Source organism: Micromonospora sp. CNZ299 (genome assembly GCF_002754415.1).
On the sequence record NZ_PEFG01000001.1, the window covers coordinates 1,838,740 to 1,860,177 of the forward strand.

A 21,438-nucleotide genomic window follows, 5' to 3' on the forward strand; every position below is an offset into this window, starting at 1 on the left:
TCCTGGTCGACCGCTTCTGCCGGGGAGCGCCGCCGGTCAGGGCCTACGGGGTCGTCGCGCGCACGGCGCGACGTGGTCGACCGGCAGGGCACACCGCGCGCCGCCAGGCAGAGGCCGGTCACAGAAGACCCAATGACGTACGCCCTGCTGGTCCTCCGCCGAGACGGTCACCCCGCCCGGCTCGACCCGCGCGCTGAGCCGGACCAGCACCCGAGCGGCGGTACGCGCGAAGAAGCGCTGACGCTTGCTGACTGCCTGAGGGGTCTGGAGCGCGGTGCACGAGGCGTGACTGCCCGGCGTTGCCCGCGGCCGAGGTCCACGCCGGACGGCTGATTCGTCTACGACATCAGCTCGATAGCGAGCGTGAGAGACACGCCGTCTCCGCCCCGCACCCGCGCCCACCGCGCTGATCGACTCGGGTTTCAGGAAACCGGGGCATCAGAGCGCCCCGGACACCGCGACTTCCTGAAAACCGAGTCGATCAAGGCTGGAAAACCGAGTCGATCAAGGCCGTGCGGGTCAGTCGACGGTCGGCAACTTCGGGCCGAGGACGTCGTCGGCATCCACGATCGTGTACGCGTACCCCTGCTCAGCGAGGAAGCGTTGCCGGTGTGCGGCGTACTCGGTGTCGATCGTGTCCCGGGACACCACCGTGTAGAAGTGCGCCTGCCGGCCGTCGGCCTTCGGCCGAAGCACCCGACCCAGCCGCTGCGCCTCCTCCTGGCGCGACCCGAACGTGCCCGACACCTGGATCGCCACCGCCGCCTCGGGCAGGTCGATCGAGAAGTTGCCGACCTTCGAGATCACCAGCGTGCGGATCTCACCGGTGCGGAACGCGTCGAACAGCCGCTCCCGCTCCTTGTTCGTGGTCGAACCCTGGATGATCGGCGCGTCGAGATATTCGCCAAGCTGGTGCAGCTGGTCGATGTACGCGCCGATCACCAGCACCTGGTCGTCCGGGTGCCGGTCCACCAGTGCCTTGACCACCGGCAGCTTCGTGCGGGCGGTCGCCGCCATCCGGTACCGCTCCTCGGCCTCCGCCGTCGCGTACGACATGCGCTCCGCGTCGGTCAGGGTCACCCGGACCTCGGTGCACTCGGCCGGGGCGATCCAGCCCTGCGACTCGATGTCCTTCCACGGCGCGTCGTACCGCTTCGGGCCGATCAGGCTGAACACGTCACCCTCGCGGCCGTCCTCGCGTACCAGAGTCGCGGTGAGGCCCAGCCGACGGCGGGCCTGGAGGTCCGCGGTGAACCGGAAGATCGGCGCGGGCAGCAGGTGCACCTCGTCGTAGACGACCAGGCCCCAGTCGCGGGCCCCGAACAGGTCCAGGTGGGTGAACGCGCCGCCGCGCCGCGAGGTGAGCACCTGGTACGTGGCGATGGTGACCGGGCGGATCTCCTTGCGCTCGCCCGAGTACTCGCCGATCTCCTCCTCGGTCAGCGACGTGCGGGCGATCAGCTCCCGCTTCCACTGCCGGCCGGCGACCGTGTTGGTGACCAGGATCAGAGTGGTCGCCTTCGCCTCGGCCATCGCCGCCGCGCCGACCAGGGTCTTGCCGGCGCCGCAGGGCAGCACCACCACACCCGACCCGCCGGCCCAGAACGCCTCGACGGCCTCCCGCTGGTACGACCGCAGCGTCCACGGCTTGCGCCCGTCCTTGCCGGCCTCGGCCAGCTCGATGGGGTGCGCCTCACCGTCGACGTACCCGGCCAGGTCCTCCGCGGGCCAGCCCAGCTTGAGCAGCGCCTGCTTGAGCCGGCCACGCTCGGACGGGTGCACCCGGATGGTGTCGTCGTCGATCTTGTCGCCGAGCATCCCGGCGAGCTTCTTGCTCTTGGCCACCTCGATCAGCACCAGGCGGTCCAGCGCGCGCAGCACCAGCCCGTACGCCGGGTCGTTGGCGAGCTGGAGTCGGCCGTAGCGGTCCATCGTGTCGGCCACGTCGACCAGCAGCGCGTGCGGCACCGGGTAGCGGGAGTACTTGAGCAGCGAGTCGACCACACCCTCCGCGTCGTGCCCAGCGGCCCGGGCGTTCCACAGGCCCAGCGGGGTCAGCCGGTAGGTGTGCACGTGCTCCGGCGAGCGCTCCAACTCGGCGAACGGTGCGATCGCCATCCGGCACGCCTGCGCGTCGGGGTGGTCGATCTCCAGCAGCAGGGTCTTGTCCGACTGCACGATCAGTGGTCCACCGCTCACGCGAGCGTCCTCTCCTCGGTTGGCCGTCCGGCCCGGGCGGGTCGCATACCCGCTGCTGGCCGACCATCCAGTGTTGCACGGTGCCTGCTGTCGGAAGAAAGATGCTCACCAGGTGCAACCGGGACGGCACTGACGAACGTCTAGCAAAGGGACGACTGTCAGGGGGAGCTGCCATGAAGCATGTTCGGAGCACCTCCCGGCTGGTCGCCCTGCTGATGGTCGTGCTGGTCGGTGCTGGTGCGTGCACGTTCGATCCGCAGTCCGGTGGGAGTGGTGGCGGGGGAGCCGCCCCAGCCGGTGCGGCGGACCAGGCAACGGGGGCGAGCGACACGCCCGGCCCGGACCAGCGCGGCCGGCCCACGCCGGCCGCGCCCAGCCCCACGTCGAAGGCAACCCGGTCCTCGACGCCGAAACCCACACGCAGCGCAACGCCGAAGCCGAAACCCAGCACCGGCACGCCGACCGTCGCCGGCTGCCCGCAGGGCCAGCACCAGCGCGAGGTGGAGACCTACCTGGCCCGGTTGGGCGGGTTCGGGTCGGTGACCGTGGACGGCCGGCAGTCCGCCGCCGACTGCGCGGCGATCAAGAAGTTCCAGAAGAGGTACGGCATTCGCCCCGTCGAGGGTCGCGCCGGACCGACCACGTACGACGTGGCCCAACGCCTCGCCACCACCGACCCGGCCGATTGCAAGGCCGGCACGGGCACCACGTTCTGCGTGGACCTGACCCGGCAGACCGTCTGGGCGATGCGCGGCGGCAAGGTGATCATGGAGCCGACGGTGACCCGCACCGGCATGTCCGGCTACCGAACCCCGGCCGGCACGTTCACCGTCAACTACCGCAACCCCAGGGAGTGGTCCGACCCGTACGAGGTGTGGCTGCCCTACTGGCAGCACTTCACCCAGGGCATGGGCTTCCACGAGACCACCACCTACCTGCACGACAAGCCGATCGGCTCGCACGGTTGCGTCAACCTCCTGCACGCCGACGCGGTCCGGATGTGGGAGATGGGGAAGGTCGGCACCCGGGTGGTGCTGATCGGCCGCCGCCCCGGCACCTGAGCGACACGCGGCGAATCGCGGGGGATAACCCCCTGTCCGACCGGTCCAACGAGTGTCACGCTGGGAGTCCAGGGCCGGACCGGGCGGGGAGGCTTGGCATGACGGTCGACCGTGACGTGATCGCGGAGCATGAGCAGGCGGCACCGCCCGACGAGGTGTCACGCGCGACCGTGATCGCGTACGCCGTCGCGGCGACGCTCCTTGTCGGGTGGTTCCTCTTCGGCTGGCTGGTGCTGCGACAGGGCTTCATTGACTCGGTCGGGGAGTCCGCAGGCGCCGGTTTCGCGCTGCTCCTGATCATCTCGGTGGTTGGCACGGTTCGCCGCAGCCGCCGCTGACCGTCAGCGCCCGCGTCGGTGCCGTCGGCCGACCCGACCCGGTCAGTCCGCCAGCACCGCCGCGGTGACCCGGTGCAGCGCGAACGTGTGCAGCATCTCGGTCCGTTCGTCCTCGGCGCGCAGATAGCCAGCACCGATCGAGACCGGCTTGACCAGGCGGGACGCGGTCGCCCCGTGCGCGTCGACGTAACCGACCCAGACCAGCGCCTTGTCCCGTACCGCCTGCTGGAGCACCGCCAGGGCTTCGCTGTGCGTGTGCGCCGGCACCGGGCCACCGCCCAGCCCTGCCGCACCGCCACGCACCACCGCCGGCGCTCGTCGGGCCGCCCGCGCCGCCGCGTCACCGCGCCGGATGTGCTCCACCACCCCGAGCAGCCGGGGCATGGGCAGCTTCGGGGCGGCCAACGGATCGAGTGTCCGGGTGGTCACCGAGACCCGAGGCGGGGCCCGTCGGATTCGTGGCCGGGTCAGCACGGTGCTGCCGGTGCCGTCCTCCTGCACCGGGGCGTACCCGGCGTCGCGCAGCGCACCCAGCAGGCGACCGACCTGGTACTGCGTGCACAGCACCGTCGGCGCGAGCCGGCGCAGCGCCAACGACTCCAGCCGCCGGTCCGCCAGCACCTCGCTGATCAGCGTCTCGTCGTCGCTGCGCAGGTACGCCCCGGCCAGGCCGACCCGCAGCCCACCGTGCTTACGGGCCACGTCGTCCACCAGGTAGGTGAGGCCCTGCGGAATCGGAGTACGCGATCGTCGCCGGAACACGTCGTGCAGGTCGTCGGCCGTGTAGCCGGAGTCGAGTGCTCGCCGGACGCTGGCCGTGGTGACCCGGTGGACGCTGGCCCCACCGGCCGACTCAAGCTCGGTCATCGCCTCCAACTCGACGCCGAGCGCCGGCTCGGGCGGGCCGGGCACCACCACTGTCAGGTCGGCCTGCACCAGGAAGTGGTCGACCGGGGCGGGCAGCAGTGCGTCCAACGCCCGGGCGGCAGCGGACGGGTCACCGCTCTCGACGTCCGCGTGCACGCCCAGCGGGTCGCCTCCCCGCTCGTCGGTCGACGTCAGGTCACCCAGCAGCAGCCGACCGTACGAGGTGAGCGCCCCCAGCCCGGTGACGCCCAACTGTGCGGCCTCGGCCAGCACCTCCCGGTGGGCGGCATCCCGGCCCCGGCTGCGGCGCGGAGCCCGCCAGTCCAGCAGGTCCTGCACCTCCTCGGGTGTGGGCGCGGTCGCCGGTTCCAGATCGGCGAGCACGCCGAGCACCGCCCGCCGGGTGGCCGGCACACCCGCCCGTTCGGCCTCCGCGGAGAGGGCGGTGATCGGGCGGTCCCGGTCGTCCCGGCGGCCGACCAACCCCACCTGCCGGGTCATGCTCAGCCAGGCTCGGGCCAACTGCTCCCACCGTTGGGCCAGCGAGGCTGCCCGCCACACCTCGTACCCGCCGGTCGGCAGCACCTGCTGATCCGCCCCGTACCGGCTGGTGGTCGCACCCGGCATCTCCAACTCGCCGGCGAGCCCCGCCGCGTACGCCACCTCCAGCAGCAGCGCGGTCGTCGGCTCGTCCAGCCCGGCGGTACGCGCCAGCCTCCGCAGGTCGCGTACGCCGATGCCACCGGAGCGCAGCACCGGCGCCGGCTCGTCGGCGAGTTGCTCCAGCAGCCCTTCGGTGTGCCGGACCACCTCCATCGTCTGCCCGGCGCCAGCCGAGTCGACCGCCTTCGGCTCGCGGGGGGCGGCAGCCACCGGCGGTGGGCTCGTGCGCAGCGGCCCGAGGGGGCCGCTGTCCCGGCGCAGCAGCAGACCGACCTCGCGGGGCAGCTCCACAGTGCCGGCGGCCGTCGACGACCCGGTCGTCACGGGGACCAGCAGCCGGTTGTCGACGAGCCACCGCACCGGGGAGCCGGCCGGGGCGCCACCGTTGGTCGGGTCGGAGAGCACCGGGTCCTCCGCGCCCAGCGGCGGTGCCTGCAACGCGCCCGGGGGCACGCTGCCCACCGGCGGGCCGGCCGCCAACCGATCCAGGATCGCCCGAGCCGAGGGCGGGGCGGCGAGCAGCGTTCGCCGCAGCTTCGCCGGGTCCGCGCAGAGCTCGGCCGTGCGCGGGTCCAGCTCCGCGGCCGGTCGACCGAGCCCGGCGGGGTACGGGGCGACTTCGTCGACGGCTGGCAGCACCTGCAGTGCGTGCTCCGGGCCGTACAGCAGGAACAGCGCGCGTAGCCGGCCCACGGCGGCCCGGACAGCGGTCGGGGCCGGCGGTTGCGGCCCTGCGGTCGCCATGGCGAGCACGGTGTCGGTGGTGGTGGTGCCGTCGTCCGGGTTCCGGGTGAGGCGGGCGGCGTCGAGGATCTGGAGGGTGAACTGGTCCAGCCCGTCCAGCGCACGAGCGACCGAGACCCGGGACTGGGCCCGGATGGCCAGGGCGGAGACGTCGGCCGGCACGGGCACGACGAGGTCCGGCCGCAGCTGGAGGAGCGCGGCCAGTGACTCGTCGGGCAGCGACCGCAGGTGGTCGGCGAGTGAGGTGGTCATCGTCTTTCCACGCTAGCCCGGCACCGGGCTTCCGCGCCCCTCGGACGTTCGGCTGGGCAGGTGTCGCCGGGTACGTTTCTCGGCATGCCCGCACTGACCGTCGGTTTCGATCTCGACATGACCCTGGTCGACTCCCGCCCCGGCATCGCCGCGACCTTCGAGGCGCTGACCGCGCGGACGGGCGTGCCGGTGGACGCCGACCTGGCGGTGTCCCGGCTCGGGCCGCCGCTGCGCAGCGAGCTGGCGTACTGGTTCCCGCCGGGAGAGGTCGAGTCGGCCGTTCGCGCGTACCGCGAGCTGTACCCGGCGTATGCGATCACCCCGACGGTCCCGCTGCCGGGCGCGCGGGAGGCCATCGACGCCATCCGGGCCCGGGGCGGCCGTGTGCTGGTCGTCACAGCGAAGATGGGCCGGCTGGCCCGGCTGCACCTGGACCACCTCGGTCTCACCGTCGACGAGTTGGCCGGTGATCTGTTCGCCGAGCAGAAGGCGACCGCCCTGCGGGAGCACGACGCGACCCACTACGTCGGCGACCATGTGGCGGACATGGTGGCGGCGGGGGCGGCCGGGGTGCCGGGGATCGCCGTGGCGACCGGCCCGTGCTCTCCGGACGAGCTGCGCGCGGCAGGCGCGGAAGTCGTGTTGAACGACCTCACCCAATTCCCGGCGGCGCTCGACGACATGATCCAGCTAGCCTTGGAGCAGTAGCGGCTCAAGTGAAGCAGGGGTTTTCAGGTGCCTACGGGTCGAGTGAAGTGGTACGACACGGCCAAGGGATACGGCTTCGTCACGAGTGACGAGGGCGGCGACGTGTTCCTGTCCAAGGCGGCGCTGCCGGCGGGTGTCACCGACCTCAAGGGTGGCCAGCGGGTCGACTTCAGCGTGGTGGACAGCCGCCGGGGCGCACAGGCCATGGGCGTCAAACTGCTGGACGCGCCGCCGTCGATGGCCGAGTTGCGCCGTCGACCGGCCGAGGAACTGCACGGCCTCGTCGAGGACATGATCAAGCTTCTGGAGGCGAAGGTCCAGCCGGACCTGCGTCGGGGCCGGTACCCGGACAAGAAGACCGCGCAGAAGATCGCTCAGCTGGTCCACGCGGTGGCGAACGAGCTGGAGGTCTGAGGCACCAGCCCGGCGGTGGCGGCCCGGTCGAGCAGTGCCGCCACCGCGGCGAAACCGGCCTCGCCCAGGTCTGCGGTGAACTCGTTGACATAGAGGCCGATGTGCCGGTCCACCACGTCGAGTTCCATCTCCTGGGCGTGCGCCAGCACGTACTCCCGGCTGGCCGCCGGGTCCGCCCAGGCCTGCCGGACGGACTCGCGGACCCAGCCGGCCGCGGCCTCCGGGTCCACCGCGCCGCGGCGGGCGAGAATCGCGCCGAGCGGAATGGGCAGGCCGGTGTCGGCCTCCCACCACTCGCCGAGGTCGACCAGCGCGCTGAGGCCGTGCCGGTGGTAGGTGAACCGGGCCTCGTGGATGACCAGCCCAGCGTCGTAGCGGCCGGCCGCGACGCCCGGCATGATCTCGTGGAACGGAACCACCTCGATCCGGGCCGGAGGTCGTCCGGCCGACCAGAGCCGGAACAGCAGGTACGCGGTCGTCCGGTCACCCGGCACCGCCACCGTGGCGCCGGTCAGGTCGGTGCGGTCCGGCCCGCCGTCGCGGTCGCCCCGGGTGAGCACCAGCGGGCCGCAGCCACGACCGAGCGCGCCACCGCAGGGCAGCAGGTGGTAGTCGTCGAGCAGCCAGGGCAGCGCCGCGAAGCTCACCTTCACCAGGTCGAAGGCGCCCTGCTCGGCCGCCGTGTTGGTGACGTCCACGTCGGCGTACGTCACCTCGACCGGCGGCGCGCCGGGCACCCGCCCGTGCACGAGCGCGTGGAAGACGAACGTGTCGTTGGGGCAGGGCGAGATCGCCAGAGAGAGCGCCACGCCCTTCACGTTAGCCCCGCCCCTGCCACACCGTCCGCGCCCACCCCGCCCACTGTGATCCGCACCGTCAGCGAGCAGCATTGAACTGCGGCGGGCGCTCGCAGGCACATGCTCGGTGGCGTGGGTGATGGCCATGTCTGGCGGACCGGGCATCTACTTGTCACTCCCTTTGGAGCTGATGTCGCAAACGAGTCAGGCTCAGCCCCGGGCCGTGCTTTCGCAGGGCTGGGCTGGTTCAGACCGGAACGATGTCGCAAACGATTCAGCTCCAAAGGGCCTGCGGAGTGGGTCATCCACCGGCCGGAGTGGTTGTCCACAGGGTTATCCACAGCCCTCGGTGGGGGTGTTGATAGCTCCCTGACCGGCGGGGAGCATCGGCCTGTGACCGAGGCGACCGACCGCACCGACGCCACTGGTGCCGCTGCCGCCGCTGATCTTGGCGGCGTGCTCCGCGCTCTGCGTCGTCAGGCCGACCTGAGCCAGCGAGAGTTGGCCGAGAGAGCCGGAGTGCCGCAGCCCACGCTGGCCCGGATCGAGTCGGGGCGAGCGGCCGATCCCCGGTTCCGGACGGTGGAGCGGCTCGTGCGGGCTGCGGGCGGGGAGGTTGGCATAGGCGTGCCCGAGGCGGCTCCCACCAGCCCCACACCGCCGCCGGTTCCGCACGACGACATGCGGGACGAGGCAGGGCGCCGGTACCCGGCTCACCTGGACGTCTGGCCGGTCCATGAGCCTCGGGACTGGCCGGGCGCCTGGTGGGCGGAGTGGTACCGGTTGCCGCCCGAGCGTTATCCGCTTCCACTGCCACCAGCGGCGTACGAGCTGAATCGGCGGTACCGGGACAACCGGCGCTGGGCCGCGGAGGTGCGCCGGACGGCCCGGGTGCGACGGTTCACCACGGGTGGCCTGCCGGACACCTGCTGGCGGTTCGTCGCCGAGCTCCCGGACGGTGAGCTGGTCGGTGAGCTGCGCGCGCATGAGCGGAGTCCGCACCTGGAGTATGGGGGGTGGTACGCGGGCATGCCGGAGCGGGAGATGGTGCTCGACGGAGTGCTCGTCGCTGCCCCGTATCGACGACTGGGGCTTGGTCGTCGGCTAGTGACGGCGTTGATCACCGAGATGCGGGCGGCGGGAATCGACGGCGCGGCTGCGCTCGCCGAAGGTTTCGGGATCGAGCTGCTGCTCGCCTGCGGCTTCGAGATCGAGGCCAGCCGGCCCGCTGCGCTACGGCTGAATCCCCCGCGGCGGCGCTACGGCTGAGCCACAGGGCTGCGGCTGAGGCTGGGTGGTCAGCGCTGGGGCCGCAGCGGTCAGGGCGGTGAGGGCCTCGCGCAGTCGCCAGGCGTCCCGGTCGCGGGGGCCGATCGGGTTCGAGATGGTGCGCAGCTCGGCGAAGGGCACCCCGGCCTGGGCGGCGGCGACCGCCACCCCGTACCCCTCCATGGCCTCGGCGACCGCCTCCGGATGCCTCCGGCGCAGCTCCTCGGTGCTGGCGGTGGTGCCGGTGACCGTGCTGACGGTGAGCACCGGCCCGGTCGTGGCCGCTGGGAGGGCGGCCCGCAGTGCCGCCAGCAGACCCGGGTCGGTCGGCACCACGCCGCCGACACCCAGCATCGCGAGCGGCATGCCCAACTCGTCGACGGGGATGAAACCGTCCGGTGATTCGGCGCCCAGGTCGGCGGCGATGCTGGCGGTGCCGAGCACGGTGTCGCCGACCTCGGCCCGCCCGATGAAGCCGCCGGCGACGCCGGCGCTGACCACGGCACGGTACGGGCGGCCGGCGGCCTCGGCCAGCGCCAGCAGCCGGGCGGTGGCGGCACCGGCGACGGCCGGGCCCACGCCAACCGGGGTGACGGTCACGGTGGGATCGGGCAGACCGGCGCGGACGGCTTCCGCCTCGGCTGGTACCGCGGTCACCACCAGCAGACCGCTCACGAGACTGAGCCGGGGGACTCACGGCGGGTCTCGTCGTCCGCTCCGCCGCCCGGGCCGCCAACCGCTGAGGACGGGCGGTAGATGTGGTAGCCGGGAGGGGCCAGGCTGGGATCGTCGTACTGCGGGGAGCTGGCCTGGGCCGGTGCCGGCGAGGTGGGCGCGGCGTCTCCAGGCTCGTCGGCCGGCTCGTCCTCGGTCAGCTCGTCGTCGCCGAGCGGCCGGCCGGCCAGCTTCTCGCCGCGCAGCCGGGCGGCGACCAGCACACCCCGGATCGCGGCCAGGACGCCCACCCCGGCGGCCACGGCGATGCCCATCCGGCCGTCGAACGGGACCAGCCCCAACCCTCCACCGGCGACGAAGGCGAGCATCAGCACCGTCTCCGAATGGGCGAAGGAACTCGCGCGCAGCCGCTCCGGGATGCGCTCCTGGATCGAGGCGTCCACGGCCAGCTTCGATATCCCGCTGACCAGCGCGGCGACCAGGCAGAGCAGGGCGACCATCACCAGCGAGAACTGGATGACGGCGAGCACCGCCACCCCGGCCACGATGATCATGCTGCTGGACTGGATGGCGGTCGGCCGGTGGATGCGCAGTCGGGTGCCGATGGCGGTGGCCAGGAAGGTGCCGACCGCGAGCGCCCCGCCGACCAGACCCAACGCCCACTCGGCGCCCAGATCCCGGCCGAACGCGACAGTGGTCAGGTCGCCCTTCTTGATCGCGAATGCGAGGAAGAGCAGCAGGAAGCCGTACACCGCGCGGAGCGTCGCGGCGCCGATCAGCGACGCGATCACCAGGCGGCCGGCGGGTCGGCCTCGGCCCAGCGGCCGATCGCCACGGCGGCGGCCCAACGCGCGCAGTGGCCGGGGGACCCGCTCCGGTGGCTCCGAATCGGCCTTCGGTGGCAGACGCAGGGAGATCACCATGCCGACCAGGAAGATCACCGACGCGACGCGCAGCGGCCACTGCGGCCCGAACCAGAACGCGGCCAACCCGATCGGCGCGACCAGCGCACCCGCGACCGTGCCGTAGACGCTGGCCCGGGCGCCCACCTGGGACAGGCCGAGTCCTTCCGGCAACAACCGGGGCACGGCCGCGGACCGGGCCACGCCGTACGCCCGGGACAGCGCGAGCACCCCGAACGCGGCCGGATAGAGCCCGAAGCCGTGGATGTAGTCGGAGATCAACCAGGCCAGGAAGGCACGGCCCAGCATCGTCGCGGCCAGCGCGTACCGCCGGCCGTGCCGGAAGTGGTCCAGCAGTGGGCCCACCACGGGGGCGAGCATGGCGAACGGCACCATGGTCACCAGCAGGTAGAGGGCGACCTTGCTGCGGGCCTCGCCCAGCGGCACGTTGAAGAAGATCGTGCCGGCCAGGCCGATGGCGATCAGGGTGTCACCGGCGCAGGAGAGCGCGTGCAGGTCGAACAGGCGGACCATGCCGACCTCGCCACCGGCGCCCCGGGCCCGGGCGCTGCCGGCCCGACGGGTCACCCAGCGGCCGCTGCCCAGCGAACCACGCAGCAGCAGACGAACGGCGCGAATGCCGGTGCCGACGGTCCGCCCGAGGACGGATCGCTCGGAGCGGGAGTACGACGGCATGTCCACCATCCTCGCCCATCTGATCCGGGTACGCCGCACCACTGCGGGGAAAGGTTCCCCGGGAGTCCCTGTCACCCCTGCGAGGCGCATAGGGAACAATGGTTAGGTGACCAGGCCTGTCTCCACCCGCGCCGCCCGTCTCGACCAGGTCTGCGCCGCCGCCGTCGAGGTGGCCCGCGCTGGCATCACCGAGGTCGACGCCGACGATGTCGGCGATCACCTGCAGGTTGTGGCCGAGGGTGAACGGCTGGTCACCCACTACTTCGAATGCCTCCTCGCCGGCTACCGCGGTTGGCGGTGGGCGGTCACCGTCACCCGGGTGTCGCGCAGCAAGACCGTGACCATCTGCGAGACGGTGCTGCTGCCCGGTTCCGACGCGCTGCTCGCGCCCGGCTGGCTGCCCTGGCAGGAGCGGCTCAAGCCGGGCGACCTGGGTCCGGGCGATCTGCTGCCGACCTCACCGGATGACGACCGGCTGGTCCCCGGCTACCTGCTCTCCGACGACCCGGCGGTCGAGGAGACGGCATGGGAGCTGGGCCTCGGGCGGGCGCGCGTGCTCTCCCTCGAGGGCCGCATGGAGGCGGCGCAGCGCTGGTATGACGGCGACCACGGCCCCGCCGCGCCCATCTCCGCTGCCGCGCCGGCCGCCGCCCGCTGTGGCACCTGCGGTTTCTACCTGCCGCTGGCCGGTGCGATGCGGCAGGCGTTCGGGGCGTGCGGCAACTTCTACGCCCCCGACGACGGCCGGGTGGTGAGCGCCGACCACGGTTGCGGTGCCCACTCCGAGACGCTGATCGAGGCGGCCGAGACCGCGGTCGAAGAGCTACCCACGGTGTACGACGACAGCGCGGTGGAGGCCATGTCGGTCAGCCGCGCCCCGGGCTCGGTGGAAGCCGCCGAGCCGGCGGAGCCGTACGGGCACTCCTGATCGTTCGCACCGGGGGTGGCCCGGTGCGTGGCCGGGTCAGCGCGCGCGGCGACGTCGTCGGTTGGCGTCGTGCCGCATCATCACGGCGAGGCCCGGGAAGCCCCACAGGAACCCGGCGAGGCAGGTCCAGAGCCAGTTCTGGTGACCGTGGTCGGTCAGCCAACCCCGAAAGAAGATCAGCAGGACCAGCCCGGCAATCGCCCAGGCGGCCAGCCCGGCGAGGGCGAACGGCACCATCGGCGGGTCCAGTGGTGCGGGCCGCGGTGGCTGCTCGTTCGGCATTCGGCAAGCGTACGCGACCTACTTCCCCTGCCCGTCGGTGATCTGGGACGATGCGCGCGACAACCGGAAGATCACCTGCGAGGACCTGATGGCAGTAGCGCCGCCCGAGAACGGCACCCCTCCCAACCCCGCTCACCCGCGTAACGGATTCGACCGGTTCTTCGAGATTTCCGCCCGGGGCTCGACGATGAGCCGCGAGGTACGCGGTGGCCTGGCGACCTTCTTCACGATGGCGTACATCGTGGTGCTCAACCCGCTGATCCTGGGTGGTGCCGTCGACGGTGACGGCAAGACCCTCCCCATTCCCGCGCTGGCGGCCGGGACCGCGCTGGTCGCCGGCCTGATGACCATCCTGATGGGCGTGGTGGGTCGGTTCCCACTGGCGCTCGCCGCCGGTCTGGGTGTCAACGCGCTGGTGGCGTACGAGATCGCCCCCGAGATGACCTGGGCCGACGCGATGGGCCTGGTGGTGATCGAGGGTGTGATCATCGCTGTGCTGGTGTTGACCGGTCTGCGGACCGCTGTGTTCCGCGCGGTGCCGACCCAGATGAAGACCGCGATCGGGGTCGGGATCGGTCTGTTCCTGACCATCATCGGTCTGGTGGACGCCGGTTTCGTCCGACGGATCCCGGACGACGCCAACACCACAGTCCCGGTCGGTCTGGGCATCGGTGGCAAGCTGGTGAGCTGGCCGATGCTGGTCTTCGTGGTGGGCCTCCTGATCACCCTCGTGCTGGTGGTCCGCCGGGTACGGGGTGCGATCCTGATCGGCATCCTCGCCTCGACCGTGCTGGCGGTGATCGTGGAGGCGATCGGCAACATCGGCCCGTCGTTCGTCAACGGTCAGCCCAACCCCAAGGGTTGGTCGCTGAACGTGCCGGAGCTGCCGAAGACGGTGGTGGACCTGCCGGACCTGTCGCTGCTCGGCAAGTTCAACGTGCTCGACTCGTGGGGTCGGGCCGGTTGGCTGGTCGTGCTGATGTTCGTCTTCACGCTGCTGATCACGGACTTCTTCGACACCATGGGCACGATGGTGGCGGTCGGCCAGGAGGGCGACCTGCTCGATGAGCAGGGCACCCCGCCACGGGCCAAGGAGATCCTGCTGGTCGACTCGATCGCCGCGGCGGCCGGTGGTGCGGCCAGCACCTCCAGCAACACGTCGTACATCGAGAGTGCCGCCGGTGTCGGGGAGGGTGCCCGGACCGGCGTGGCCAGCCTGGTCACCGGCGTGCTCTTCCTGCTGGCGATGTTCCTGGCGCCGCTGGTGGTGATCGTGCCGTTCGAGGCGGCCTCGACGGCCCTGGTGGTGGTCGGTTTCCTGATGATGACAGCGGTGCGGACGATCGACTGGTCCGACTACGAGATCGCCATCCCGGCGTTCCTCACGATCGTGCTGATGCCGTTCACCTATTCGATCTCGAACGGGATCGGCGCTGGCCTGATCACCTTCGTGGTGGTGAAGCTGGCCCGGGGTAAGGCCCGGGAGGTCCACCCGTTGCTGTACGGGGTGGCCGTGCTGTTCGTGCTGTACTTCCTGCGCGGGCCGATCGAGTCCCTGGTGCTCTGACGTACGTTCCGGGCGGGGAATCGAACGGGATTCCCCGCCCGGAACAGCACCAACGTCCTCGTGAGCCTGGTCATAACGGATGTCGTTAGCCAGGCTCATTAGTTAAGCTAACTAACGTGATGGAGCGGACGGTGACGGCGGAACGCGTGCCACCGGCGCAACTGGCTCCCCAGTTGCGTGATGCGATCACCCGACTCAACCGGCGGGTCCGCCAGGCCCGACCGGTCGGCGACCTCACGGTCACCCAGGTTTCCGCGCTCACCAGCCTGCGGCTGGCCGGCGCGCTGACGCCCAGGGAGCTGGCCGACGTGGAGCGGGTGCAGCCGCCGACGATGACCAAGATCATCGGGAAGTTGGAGGACCGCGGCCTCGTGCGGCGGACACCCCACCCGACCGACGGCCGGCAGGTCATCCTCGCGGCGACCGAAGGAGGGCAGGCCGTGCTCGACCAGTTCGAGCGAGCCCGCGACGAGTGGCTGGCCCACCGGCTGGCCGCACTCGACGAGGACGAACGGGAGACCCTGCAGAGGGCTGCCCAGATTCTTCAGCAGCTCGCTCGCGCCTGAGCCGCGCCCGCGCCACCGGGTCCGTGCCGTCACCTGTCGATGACGCGTACGTTCTTAAGGAGGCGCACGAAGAGTGCAGGCCAAGTTGAGCACGATGTTCCAGTCCCTGCAGGTCCGTAACTACCGCCTCTTCGCATCCGGGCAGCTGATCAAGTTGATCGGCGTCTGGATGATGTTCATCGCCCAGGACTGGCTCGTCCTTGAGCTCTCCAACAACTCGGCCACCGCGCTCGGCGTGGTCACCGCCTGCCAGTTCACGCCGGTGCTCCTGCTCACCCTGCTCTCCGGCCGACTTGCCGACCGGTACGACAAGCGGGTGCTGCTCTTCGTCGCCAACGCCTTCTGGACCGTGCTGGCGCTCGGCATGTCGGTGCTGGTCCTCACCGACCTGGTGCAGCTGTGGCACGTCTTCGCCTTCGCCGCGCTGCTCGGCACGGCCAACGCCGTGGAGACCCCGGTCCGTCAGGCGTTCGTCTCCGAACTCGTCGGCACTCCGCTGCTGCCCAACGCCTTGTCGCTGAACGCCGCCGTGTTCAACTCGGCGCGGATCGTCGGCCCGGCCGTCGCCGGCCTGGCGATCGCCGCCTTCGACGTCGGCCCGGTCTTCCTCTTCACCGCCCTCAGCTCCGTCGCGCCCCTGGTCAACGTGGTCCGGATGCGTACGGCCGACCTGCACCGCGACGCCCTGCTGCCGCGCGACGAGCGGGCGTCCGCACGGGTCATCGACGGGCTGCGGTACGTGTCGCGCCGCCCCGACCTGCTGCTGCCGATGGCGGTCATGTCGGTGATCGGCATGTCGCTGTTCAACTTCCAGCTGACCCTGGCCGCGCTGGCGAAGACGGTCTTCCACACCGGTGCCGCCTCCTTCGGCCTGTTCAGCACGGCGCTGGCCGTGGGCGCGCTCGGCGGTGCGCTCAGCGGCACCGGTCGGCGGAGCCGGCCGTCGGTCTGGCTGGTGCTCGGCGCGGCGATCGCCTGCGCCAGCTTCGGCACCCTGGTCGGTCTCGCCTCGACGTACTGGCTGGTCGTGGCACTGCTGGTGCCGACCGGCTTCTTCATGGTCTTCTTCGCCCAGGCCGCCAACCAGCGGGTCCAGTTGGGCGTGGACGCGGCCTTCCGGGGCCGGGTGATGGCGCTGTGGGTGTTGGTCTTCCTGGGTACCAACCCGGTCGGCGCGCCACTGATCGGCTGGGTCGCGGAGCGCTTCGGTGCCGGTGCCAGCATCTGGATGGGCGGGCTGATCTCGCTGGCCGCCGCGTTGATCGCCCTCACCTGGCAGCTGCGGCACTCCGGCGCCCGGCTGCGCTTCCGGGTGCTGCCGATGCCCCGCTTCTACGTCACGTCCACCGACTGCTGAGCTGTCCGGAAGGGCCCCCTCGTCATCGGACTTCGCATGACAAGGGGCCCTTCCGGGCACTGCCGCATCCGCGGTCCGATCCGCACGCGCCGTCTTGAGCGGATGACGCGGATGCGGGCAAACCGCTGGCGGGGCGGCACGATGGGGCTTAGCGTCGATACGTGGGAGTCGGACGCGCGCTGATGCTGGCCCTGGCGTTCCTCGCCGTGGCCAGTCTTCCGGCGGCACTCGCTCTGCTCTTCTGCTATGACGAGATCCTCGACCGGGTGGTCTGCGGCTGGTCCGAGTGGCGTGATCGCCGACGGGCGAAACGGACGATCGCGCGTCTCGACCGGGCCATCGAGGCAGACGCGCTGACCAGGGACATCGACCTCAGCGAGTTCGACCGCACCGACCGTCGGCCCCTGGAGCAACTCGCCGCCGACCTGCGCCGCCTCGGCGGTCAGCGGCTCGGCGGCACCGGCCGGTCGATGGTCTGGCACGGCGCGCTGCTCCAGGCGTACGACGATCGGCTTCGCCTCGCCTGCCGCGCCCTCGGCATCACCGAGCACCTTGGTGAGTTGGAGGGCGTCGACCAGGAGATCGAGCGGGTCCGGGTGGAGGGTGTGCTGCACGCCGCCGGGCTGACCCTGCCAGCGGCTCGGGCCGGCCACCGGCAACGGCACCGCTGAGCGACGGTTGCGGCTCTTCGTCGCGGTCTACCCGCCCCCCGAATCGGTCGGCCACCTCGGCGCGCAGGTCGCGCGACTACGGGTCGGCGCAGCGGCTGCCGGCGGCACCAACGTCCGGCTCGCCGATCCGGCCCATCTGCACGTCACCCTGGCCTTCCTCGGCGACGTCGAGGCGGCCCGGCTGGTCGAGGTGGAGAGCGCGCTCGGGCTGGCCGCCGAGGGGTTCCACGACGGCCGGAACGCCCCGCCCCGGTTCAGCCTCGGTGGCGGTGGTCGGTTCGGTCAGGGCCGGTCCACTGTGCTCTGGGTGGGCCTGCGAGGTGAGGTCGAGACACTGCACGTGCTCGCCGGGCTGGTCCGGTCCCGGTTGCGGCAGGCCCGGCTGCCGTGCGACGACGCCAGGCCGTTCCGCCCGCACCTGACCGTGGCCCGGCCGGGCGAACGGATGGACCTGGCCGACATCGAGGCGGACCAGGCCGACCTGGACGACTACCAGGGCCCGGAGTGGCCGGCGACCGAGCTGCTGCTGATCCGCAGCCACTTCGACTCCCGACGATCGCGCTACGACCGGCTCGCCGCCTGGCCACTCTGACCCGGCACCCTCGTCAGGGCGACCCCCGGCTGATCCTGGTCCGGACTCGGCTGGGCAGTGGCCGCCTCCGGTCTGCTGCGGAGGACCTCGCGGGCCTGTTCGGCGAAGACCGTCGATGAGGCTCACGTGTTTCGCGTTGACGGGTGGCGAACCACCACCCGTCAACGCGAAGCGTCAGGAGGACTCGCGTGCGGCCGGGCCGCTGCCGAAGAGGACGTCGTCCCAGCTCGGCAGCCGCTTGCGCGGCTTGCCGTTGGCATCGGTGGACTCGCCGCCAGCGGCTGCCGCAGCACCCGTCCGGCGAGGGCGCAGCACCGCCAGCGACGGCACGGCCGGCACCTCCTTGGGCGCGTCCGAGTCGTCGTCGAAGGCCGACCCCTGGCCGCCGCCGAGCAACGCGGCGGCACCCCCGCCGACCGGCCGCTGCCGGGGCGCGTCCGAGCCGGCGAGAGCAGCCGGGGTACGCGGTTCCAGACCACGGCCCGACGAGGCGCCGAGTGGGCGGTCCAATGAGGCGAGCAACGCATCGCGGCCAGCGCGGATCGGATCCCGACCGGGACGCGGGTGCTCGGACGCCGCCGGCAACCCGTGCCCACCTCGGCTCGGCTCACCGCGCGACGGACCCGGCAGGGCATGCCCGCCCCGCTCCGGTGCGGGCTCCTGGCCGAGGATCGGCGTGGGCCGCTCGGCGCACAGATACTGCGCCATGTCGTCGTGCGGGGCGACCGACTGCCGGGTCTTGTCGAGATCCCAGATGGCCTGTGCGGTGGCCTTGCCGGACGGCCAGGTGGCGATGATCCGCCAGGTGCCGTCATCACGCCGGTATGCGTCCCAGGAAATCTTCTCGGTGTCGATGCCGTGCTGGCTCAGCCGACCGTTGACCACCTCGGCGAGCGGGGTGGGCTTCTCCGCTCCCTTGAGGCGGGTGCGGCGGGCATGCTGCGCGAGCATCGCCCGCTCCTGGAGGACCGGGCCGGCATAGCGCAGCACCCGGTCGACCGGCACACCGGCGATCCGGGCGACATCCTCGGCGGACTCACCGGAGCGGATGCGGGCCTGGATGTCCCGCGGGGACAGTGAGGGAATCGGATCGGCTGCGGTCGGCGCTGCCGCGAGCGGCGGCGAACCGGGCTCCGCGTGCAGCGCACCGGAGATCCGTTCGTCGATCGGCAGGGCGAGCAACCGCCCGACCTCGTCGGCGAGAACCAGAGCATGGCCGTCCTCGGAGAGGGCGACGAAGCGTACTGGGCGCATAGCGTTGCCTCCGTCCCGCTTCGCTGGCCGCACGCCACGAGTCGGCCACCCAGGCGTCTCGGACCACCGTACGCGCATCTGTCTCGGGGTGGGGGAAGCGACACCCCGCATGTCGTGACTGAGCTGCGGCAATGATCACGGTCGGTGTCGGTGGAGGCCTCCACCGACACCGACCGTGACGAACGTCAGAGTCGCTCGACCACGTAGTCGATGGACGCGGTCAGCGCCTCGACATCGGCCGGCTCGATGGCCGGGAACAGCGCCATCCGGAGCTGGTTGCGGCCGAGCTTGCGGTACGGCTCGGTGTCCACGATGCCGTTGGCGCGCAGCGCCTTGGCGATCGCGGTGGCGTCCACCTCGTCGGCAAAGTCGATCGTGGCGACCACGTTCGAGCGCAGTGCCGGGTCGCCGACGAACGGGGAGGCCACGCTGGAACGCTCCGCCCAGCCGTACACCGTGGCGGCGCTCTCGGCGGTGCGCTTGGCCGCCCAGGCCAGGCCACCCTGCGCGTTCATCCAGTCGGTCTGCTCGGCGGCCAGGAAGATGGTGGCCAGCGCCGGAGTGTTGTAGGTCTGCTCCAGCCGCGAGTTGTCGATCGCGGTGACCAGGTCGAGGAAGGCGGGGATGTAGCGCCCGGACGCCTTGATCTCGGCGGCCCGGTCCAGCGCGGCCGGTGACATCAGGGCCAGCCAGAGGCCGCCGTCGGAGCCGAAGCACTTCTGCGGGGCGAAGTAGTAGACGTCGGTCTCGCCGACGTTGACCTCCAGGCCACCCGCGCCGGAGGTCGCGTCGACCAGCAGCAACGCGCCCTCGTCCGCGCCGGCCACCCGGCTGATCGGGACCGCCACACCGGTCGAGGTCTCGTTCTGCGGCGTCGCGTACGCGTCCACGCCGGACTCGGCGACCAGCGTCGGCGCGCTGCCCGCATCGGCCTTGCGGACGGTCGGCTCGCCCAGGAACGGCGCGTCCTTGACCGACTTGGCGAACTTGGCGCCGAACTCGCCGAAGCTGGCGAACTGGGCGCGGTCGCGAATCAGGCCGAAGGTGGCGACCTCCCAGAACGCGGTGGTGCCACCGTTGCCGATCACGACCTCGTAGCCCTCAGGCAGCGAGAAGAACTCGGCGATGCCGGAGCGCAGTCGCGCCACCTGGTCGCGGACCGTCTTCTGCCGGTGCGAGGTGCCCAGGTAGCTCGTCGCGACCTCGGCAAGTGCGGACACCGCCGCTGGGCGGACCTTGGACGGGCCACAGCCGAAACGTCCGTCGGCAGGCTTGATGTCATCGGGAATCCGGATGGTCGGTGCGTCAGCCACGGTCTTGAAGATCCTTCCGCAAGGGCGAGGGCGGGCCCGGCGACACTGCCGGCCCTCATCCTCGCACCCGGACCCATCGGTGGAAGCCGGGCCCCCGAGGACAGGTCTGAGGCCTTCGCCACACCCGGCGTCCTCAGCGCGCCCAGAGGTACGAAAGGGGCCCCTCCTCGACGGCAGGCGTCGAGAAGGCGCCCCTTTCGTGTCAAATCAGACGCCGTGCGGGATGGCGGCCCAGCCCTCGACGTCGGACGGCTTGCGGGTCTCCGGGCCGACGTAGCGGGCGGACGGGCGCACCAGCCGCTGAAGGCGCTTCTGCTCCAGGATGTGCGCGCTCCAGCCACCCATCCGTGCGCAGGTGAACATCGAGGTGAACATGTGCGCCGGCACCTCGGCGAAGTCCAGCACCACGGCCGACCAGAACTCGACGTTGGTGGCCAGCACCCGGTCCGGGCGGCGGGCCTGCAACTCGGCGAGGGCAGCCTTCTCCAGTGCCTCGGCGATCTCGAAGCGCGGCGCGCCCAGCTCCTTGGCCGTGCGCCGCAGCACGCGGGCGCGCGGGTCCTCGGCCCGGTAGACGCGGTGGCCGAAGCCCATCAACCGCTCACCGCGATCTAGGACGCCCTTGACGTAACCCTCGGCGTCGCCGCTGCGCTCCACCGCCTCCAGCATGCTGAGAACGCGGGACGGCGCGCCGCCGTGCAGCGGGCCGGAGAGGGCGCCGATGCCCGACGAGATGCAGGCCGCCGCGTCCGCCCCGGTGGAGGCGACGATGCGGGCGGTGAAGGTGGACGCGTTCAGGCCGTGCTCGGCGGCCGAGATGAAGTACGCGTCGACGGCCTTGACGTGCCGCGGGTCGGGTTCGCCGCGCCAACGCTTCATGAACCGCTCGACGATGGTCTGCGCCTTGTCGATCTCCTTCTGCGGCACCGCCGGCAGGCCGAGGCCCCGGGCGGACTGGGCGACGAAGGAGAGCGCGGTCACCGACACCCGGGCGAGGTCTTCGCGGGCCTGCTCGTCGGAGATGTCCAGCAGTTGGTTGAGCCCCCAGTACGGGGCCAGCATGGCGACCGCGGACTGCACGTCGACGCGGATGTCGCCGGAGTGCACCGGCACCGGGAACGGCTCCGCCGGCGGCAGGCCCGGCCCGAAGCGGCCGTCCACCAGCAGCGCCCAGACGTTTCCGAACGACACCTGCCCGATCAGATCCTCGATGTCGACCCCGCGATAGCGCAGCGCGCCGCCCTCACGGTCAGGTTCGGCGATCTCGGTCTCGAAGGCGACGACGCCCTCCAGCCCGGGTTTGAAATCAGCCATGTCGCTCTC

The 21,438-nt window shown here is 71.7% G+C and carries 19 protein-coding genes and 2 pseudogenes; 11 read left to right on the plus strand and 10 right to left on the minus strand.

Annotation, left to right across the window (positions count from 1 at the left end; all coding sequences use genetic code 11):
• Positions 1 to 36: 36 nt before the first annotated feature.
• Together CLT68_RS08845 and CLT68_RS08850 are read right to left on the minus strand one after the other, a co-directional pair.
• Positions 37 to 243: pseudogene (locus CLT68_RS08845) on the minus strand (hypothetical protein); the annotation flags it as partial.
• A gap of 276 nt (positions 244 to 519) precedes the next feature.
• Positions 520 to 2,199 carry a DNA repair helicase XPB gene (locus tag CLT68_RS08850; protein WP_088951217.1) on the minus strand — a complete coding sequence of 560 codons (1,680 nt, stop codon included), beginning with the start codon at positions 2,197 to 2,199 and terminating at the stop codon, positions 520 to 522.
• A 173-nt stretch (positions 2,200 to 2,372) separates the two neighbouring features.
• Here CLT68_RS08850 and CLT68_RS08855 point away from each other — a divergent pair, with 173 nt between their 5' ends.
• Positions 2,373 to 3,260 (plus strand): L,D-transpeptidase family protein, encoded by an 888-nt coding sequence (locus CLT68_RS08855; RefSeq protein ID WP_099850045.1) that lies wholly within the window; start codon positions 2,373 to 2,375, stop codon positions 3,258 to 3,260.
• 98 nt (positions 3,261 to 3,358) lie between these two features.
• On the plus strand, positions 3,359 to 3,598 hold the full coding sequence (locus CLT68_RS08860) for a hypothetical protein (RefSeq protein ID WP_099850047.1): 240 nt from the start codon (positions 3,359 to 3,361) through the stop codon (positions 3,596 to 3,598).
• A gap of 42 nt (positions 3,599 to 3,640) precedes the next feature.
• On the opposite strand, the gene CLT68_RS08865 is transcribed toward CLT68_RS08860, so the two are convergent.
• On the minus strand, positions 3,641 to 6,124 hold the full coding sequence (locus CLT68_RS08865; protein WP_099850050.1) for a helicase-associated domain-containing protein: 2,484 nt from the start codon (positions 6,122 to 6,124) through the stop codon (positions 3,641 to 3,643).
• 84 nt (positions 6,125 to 6,208) lie between these two features.
• On the opposite strand from CLT68_RS08865, the gene CLT68_RS08870 reads away from it, so the two are divergent.
• On the plus strand, positions 6,209 to 6,832 hold the full coding sequence (locus tag CLT68_RS08870; protein WP_099850052.1) for an HAD hydrolase-like protein: 624 nt from the start codon (positions 6,209 to 6,211) through the stop codon (positions 6,830 to 6,832).
• A gap of 27 nt (positions 6,833 to 6,859) precedes the next feature.
• Positions 6,860 to 7,246 (plus strand): cold-shock protein, encoded by a 387-nt coding sequence (locus CLT68_RS08875; protein WP_088951221.1) that lies wholly within the window; start codon positions 6,860 to 6,862, stop codon positions 7,244 to 7,246.
• Here the strand turns inward: CLT68_RS08875 and CLT68_RS08880 are convergent.
• Positions 7,207 to 8,055 (minus strand): 1,4-dihydroxy-6-naphtoate synthase, encoded by an 849-nt coding sequence (locus CLT68_RS08880; protein ID WP_088952159.1) that lies wholly within the window; start codon positions 8,053 to 8,055, stop codon positions 7,207 to 7,209. The genes CLT68_RS08875 and CLT68_RS08880 overlap by 40 nt on opposite strands.
• Positions 8,056 to 8,436: 381 nt before the next feature.
• Between CLT68_RS08880 and CLT68_RS08885 the strand changes: the two genes are divergently transcribed.
• Positions 8,437 to 9,312: a GNAT family N-acetyltransferase gene (locus CLT68_RS08885; protein ID WP_486482112.1), complete on the plus strand. Its 876-nt coding sequence runs from the start codon at positions 8,437 to 8,439 to the stop codon at positions 9,310 to 9,312.
• A gap of 30 nt (positions 9,313 to 9,342) precedes the next feature.
• Here CLT68_RS08885 and CLT68_RS08890 read toward each other — a convergent pair.
• Positions 9,343 to 9,987: pseudogene (locus CLT68_RS08890) on the minus strand (futalosine hydrolase); the annotation flags it as partial.
• On the minus strand, positions 9,984 to 11,585 hold the full coding sequence (locus CLT68_RS08895; protein WP_099856943.1) for an MFS transporter: 1,602 nt from the start codon (positions 11,583 to 11,585) through the stop codon (positions 9,984 to 9,986). The pseudogene CLT68_RS08890 and the gene CLT68_RS08895, both read right to left, overlap by 4 nt.
• Before the next feature lie 106 nt (positions 11,586 to 11,691).
• On the opposite strand from CLT68_RS08895, the gene CLT68_RS08900 reads away from it, so the two are divergent.
• Positions 11,692 to 12,513, plus strand: a complete 822-nt coding sequence (locus tag CLT68_RS08900) for a DUF3027 domain-containing protein (RefSeq protein WP_088951223.1) — start codon at positions 11,692 to 11,694, stop codon at positions 12,511 to 12,513.
• 36 nt (positions 12,514 to 12,549) lie between these two features.
• Here CLT68_RS08900 and CLT68_RS08905 read toward each other — a convergent pair whose 3' ends face one another.
• Positions 12,550 to 12,795, minus strand: coding sequence for a DUF2530 domain-containing protein (locus CLT68_RS08905; RefSeq protein ID WP_088951224.1), 246 nt, complete (start codon positions 12,793 to 12,795; stop codon positions 12,550 to 12,552).
• An 88-nt stretch (positions 12,796 to 12,883) separates the two neighbouring features.
• On the opposite strand from CLT68_RS08905, the gene CLT68_RS08910 reads away from it, so the two are divergent.
• The 5 genes from CLT68_RS08910 (at position 12,884) to thpR (ending at position 17,548) form a co-directional block, all read left to right on the plus strand.
• A complete protein-coding gene (locus CLT68_RS08910) occupies positions 12,884 to 14,362 on the plus strand; it encodes an NCS2 family permease (RefSeq protein ID WP_088952161.1) in 1,479 nt (492 codons plus the stop codon).
• 116 nt (positions 14,363 to 14,478) lie between these two features.
• Complete coding sequence (locus CLT68_RS08915; protein ID WP_199177009.1) at positions 14,479 to 14,928, plus strand: MarR family winged helix-turn-helix transcriptional regulator; 450 nt, start codon at positions 14,479 to 14,481, stop codon at positions 14,926 to 14,928.
• A 73-nt stretch (positions 14,929 to 15,001) separates the two neighbouring features.
• Positions 15,002 to 16,285 (plus strand): MFS transporter, encoded by a 1,284-nt coding sequence (locus CLT68_RS08920; RefSeq protein ID WP_088951225.1) that lies wholly within the window; start codon positions 15,002 to 15,004, stop codon positions 16,283 to 16,285.
• A 161-nt stretch (positions 16,286 to 16,446) separates the two neighbouring features.
• Positions 16,447 to 16,956: a hypothetical protein gene (locus CLT68_RS08925; RefSeq protein WP_099850058.1), complete on the plus strand. Its 510-nt coding sequence runs from the start codon at positions 16,447 to 16,449 to the stop codon at positions 16,954 to 16,956.
• 7 nt (positions 16,957 to 16,963) lie between these two features.
• Entirely contained in the window at positions 16,964 to 17,548 is a 585-nt protein-coding gene (thpR, locus tag CLT68_RS08930; protein ID WP_099850060.1) for an RNA 2',3'-cyclic phosphodiesterase, read from the plus strand.
• A 174-nt stretch (positions 17,549 to 17,722) separates the two neighbouring features.
• On the opposite strand, the gene sepH is transcribed toward thpR, so the two are convergent.
• The 3 genes from sepH to CLT68_RS08945 form a co-directional block, all read right to left on the minus strand.
• On the minus strand, positions 17,723 to 18,802 hold the full coding sequence (gene sepH, locus CLT68_RS08935) for a septation protein SepH (RefSeq protein ID WP_088951230.1): 1,080 nt from the start codon (positions 18,800 to 18,802) through the stop codon (positions 17,723 to 17,725).
• Positions 18,803 to 18,987: 185 nt separating this feature from the next.
• A complete protein-coding gene (serC, locus tag CLT68_RS08940; RefSeq protein WP_088951231.1) occupies positions 18,988 to 20,115 on the minus strand; it encodes a phosphoserine transaminase in 1,128 nt (375 codons plus the stop codon).
• A 207-nt stretch (positions 20,116 to 20,322) separates the two neighbouring features.
• Positions 20,323 to 21,429, minus strand: a complete 1,107-nt coding sequence (locus CLT68_RS08945; RefSeq protein WP_030329620.1) for a citrate synthase 2 — start codon at positions 21,427 to 21,429, stop codon at positions 20,323 to 20,325.
• Positions 21,430 to 21,438: the final 9 nt, after the last annotated feature.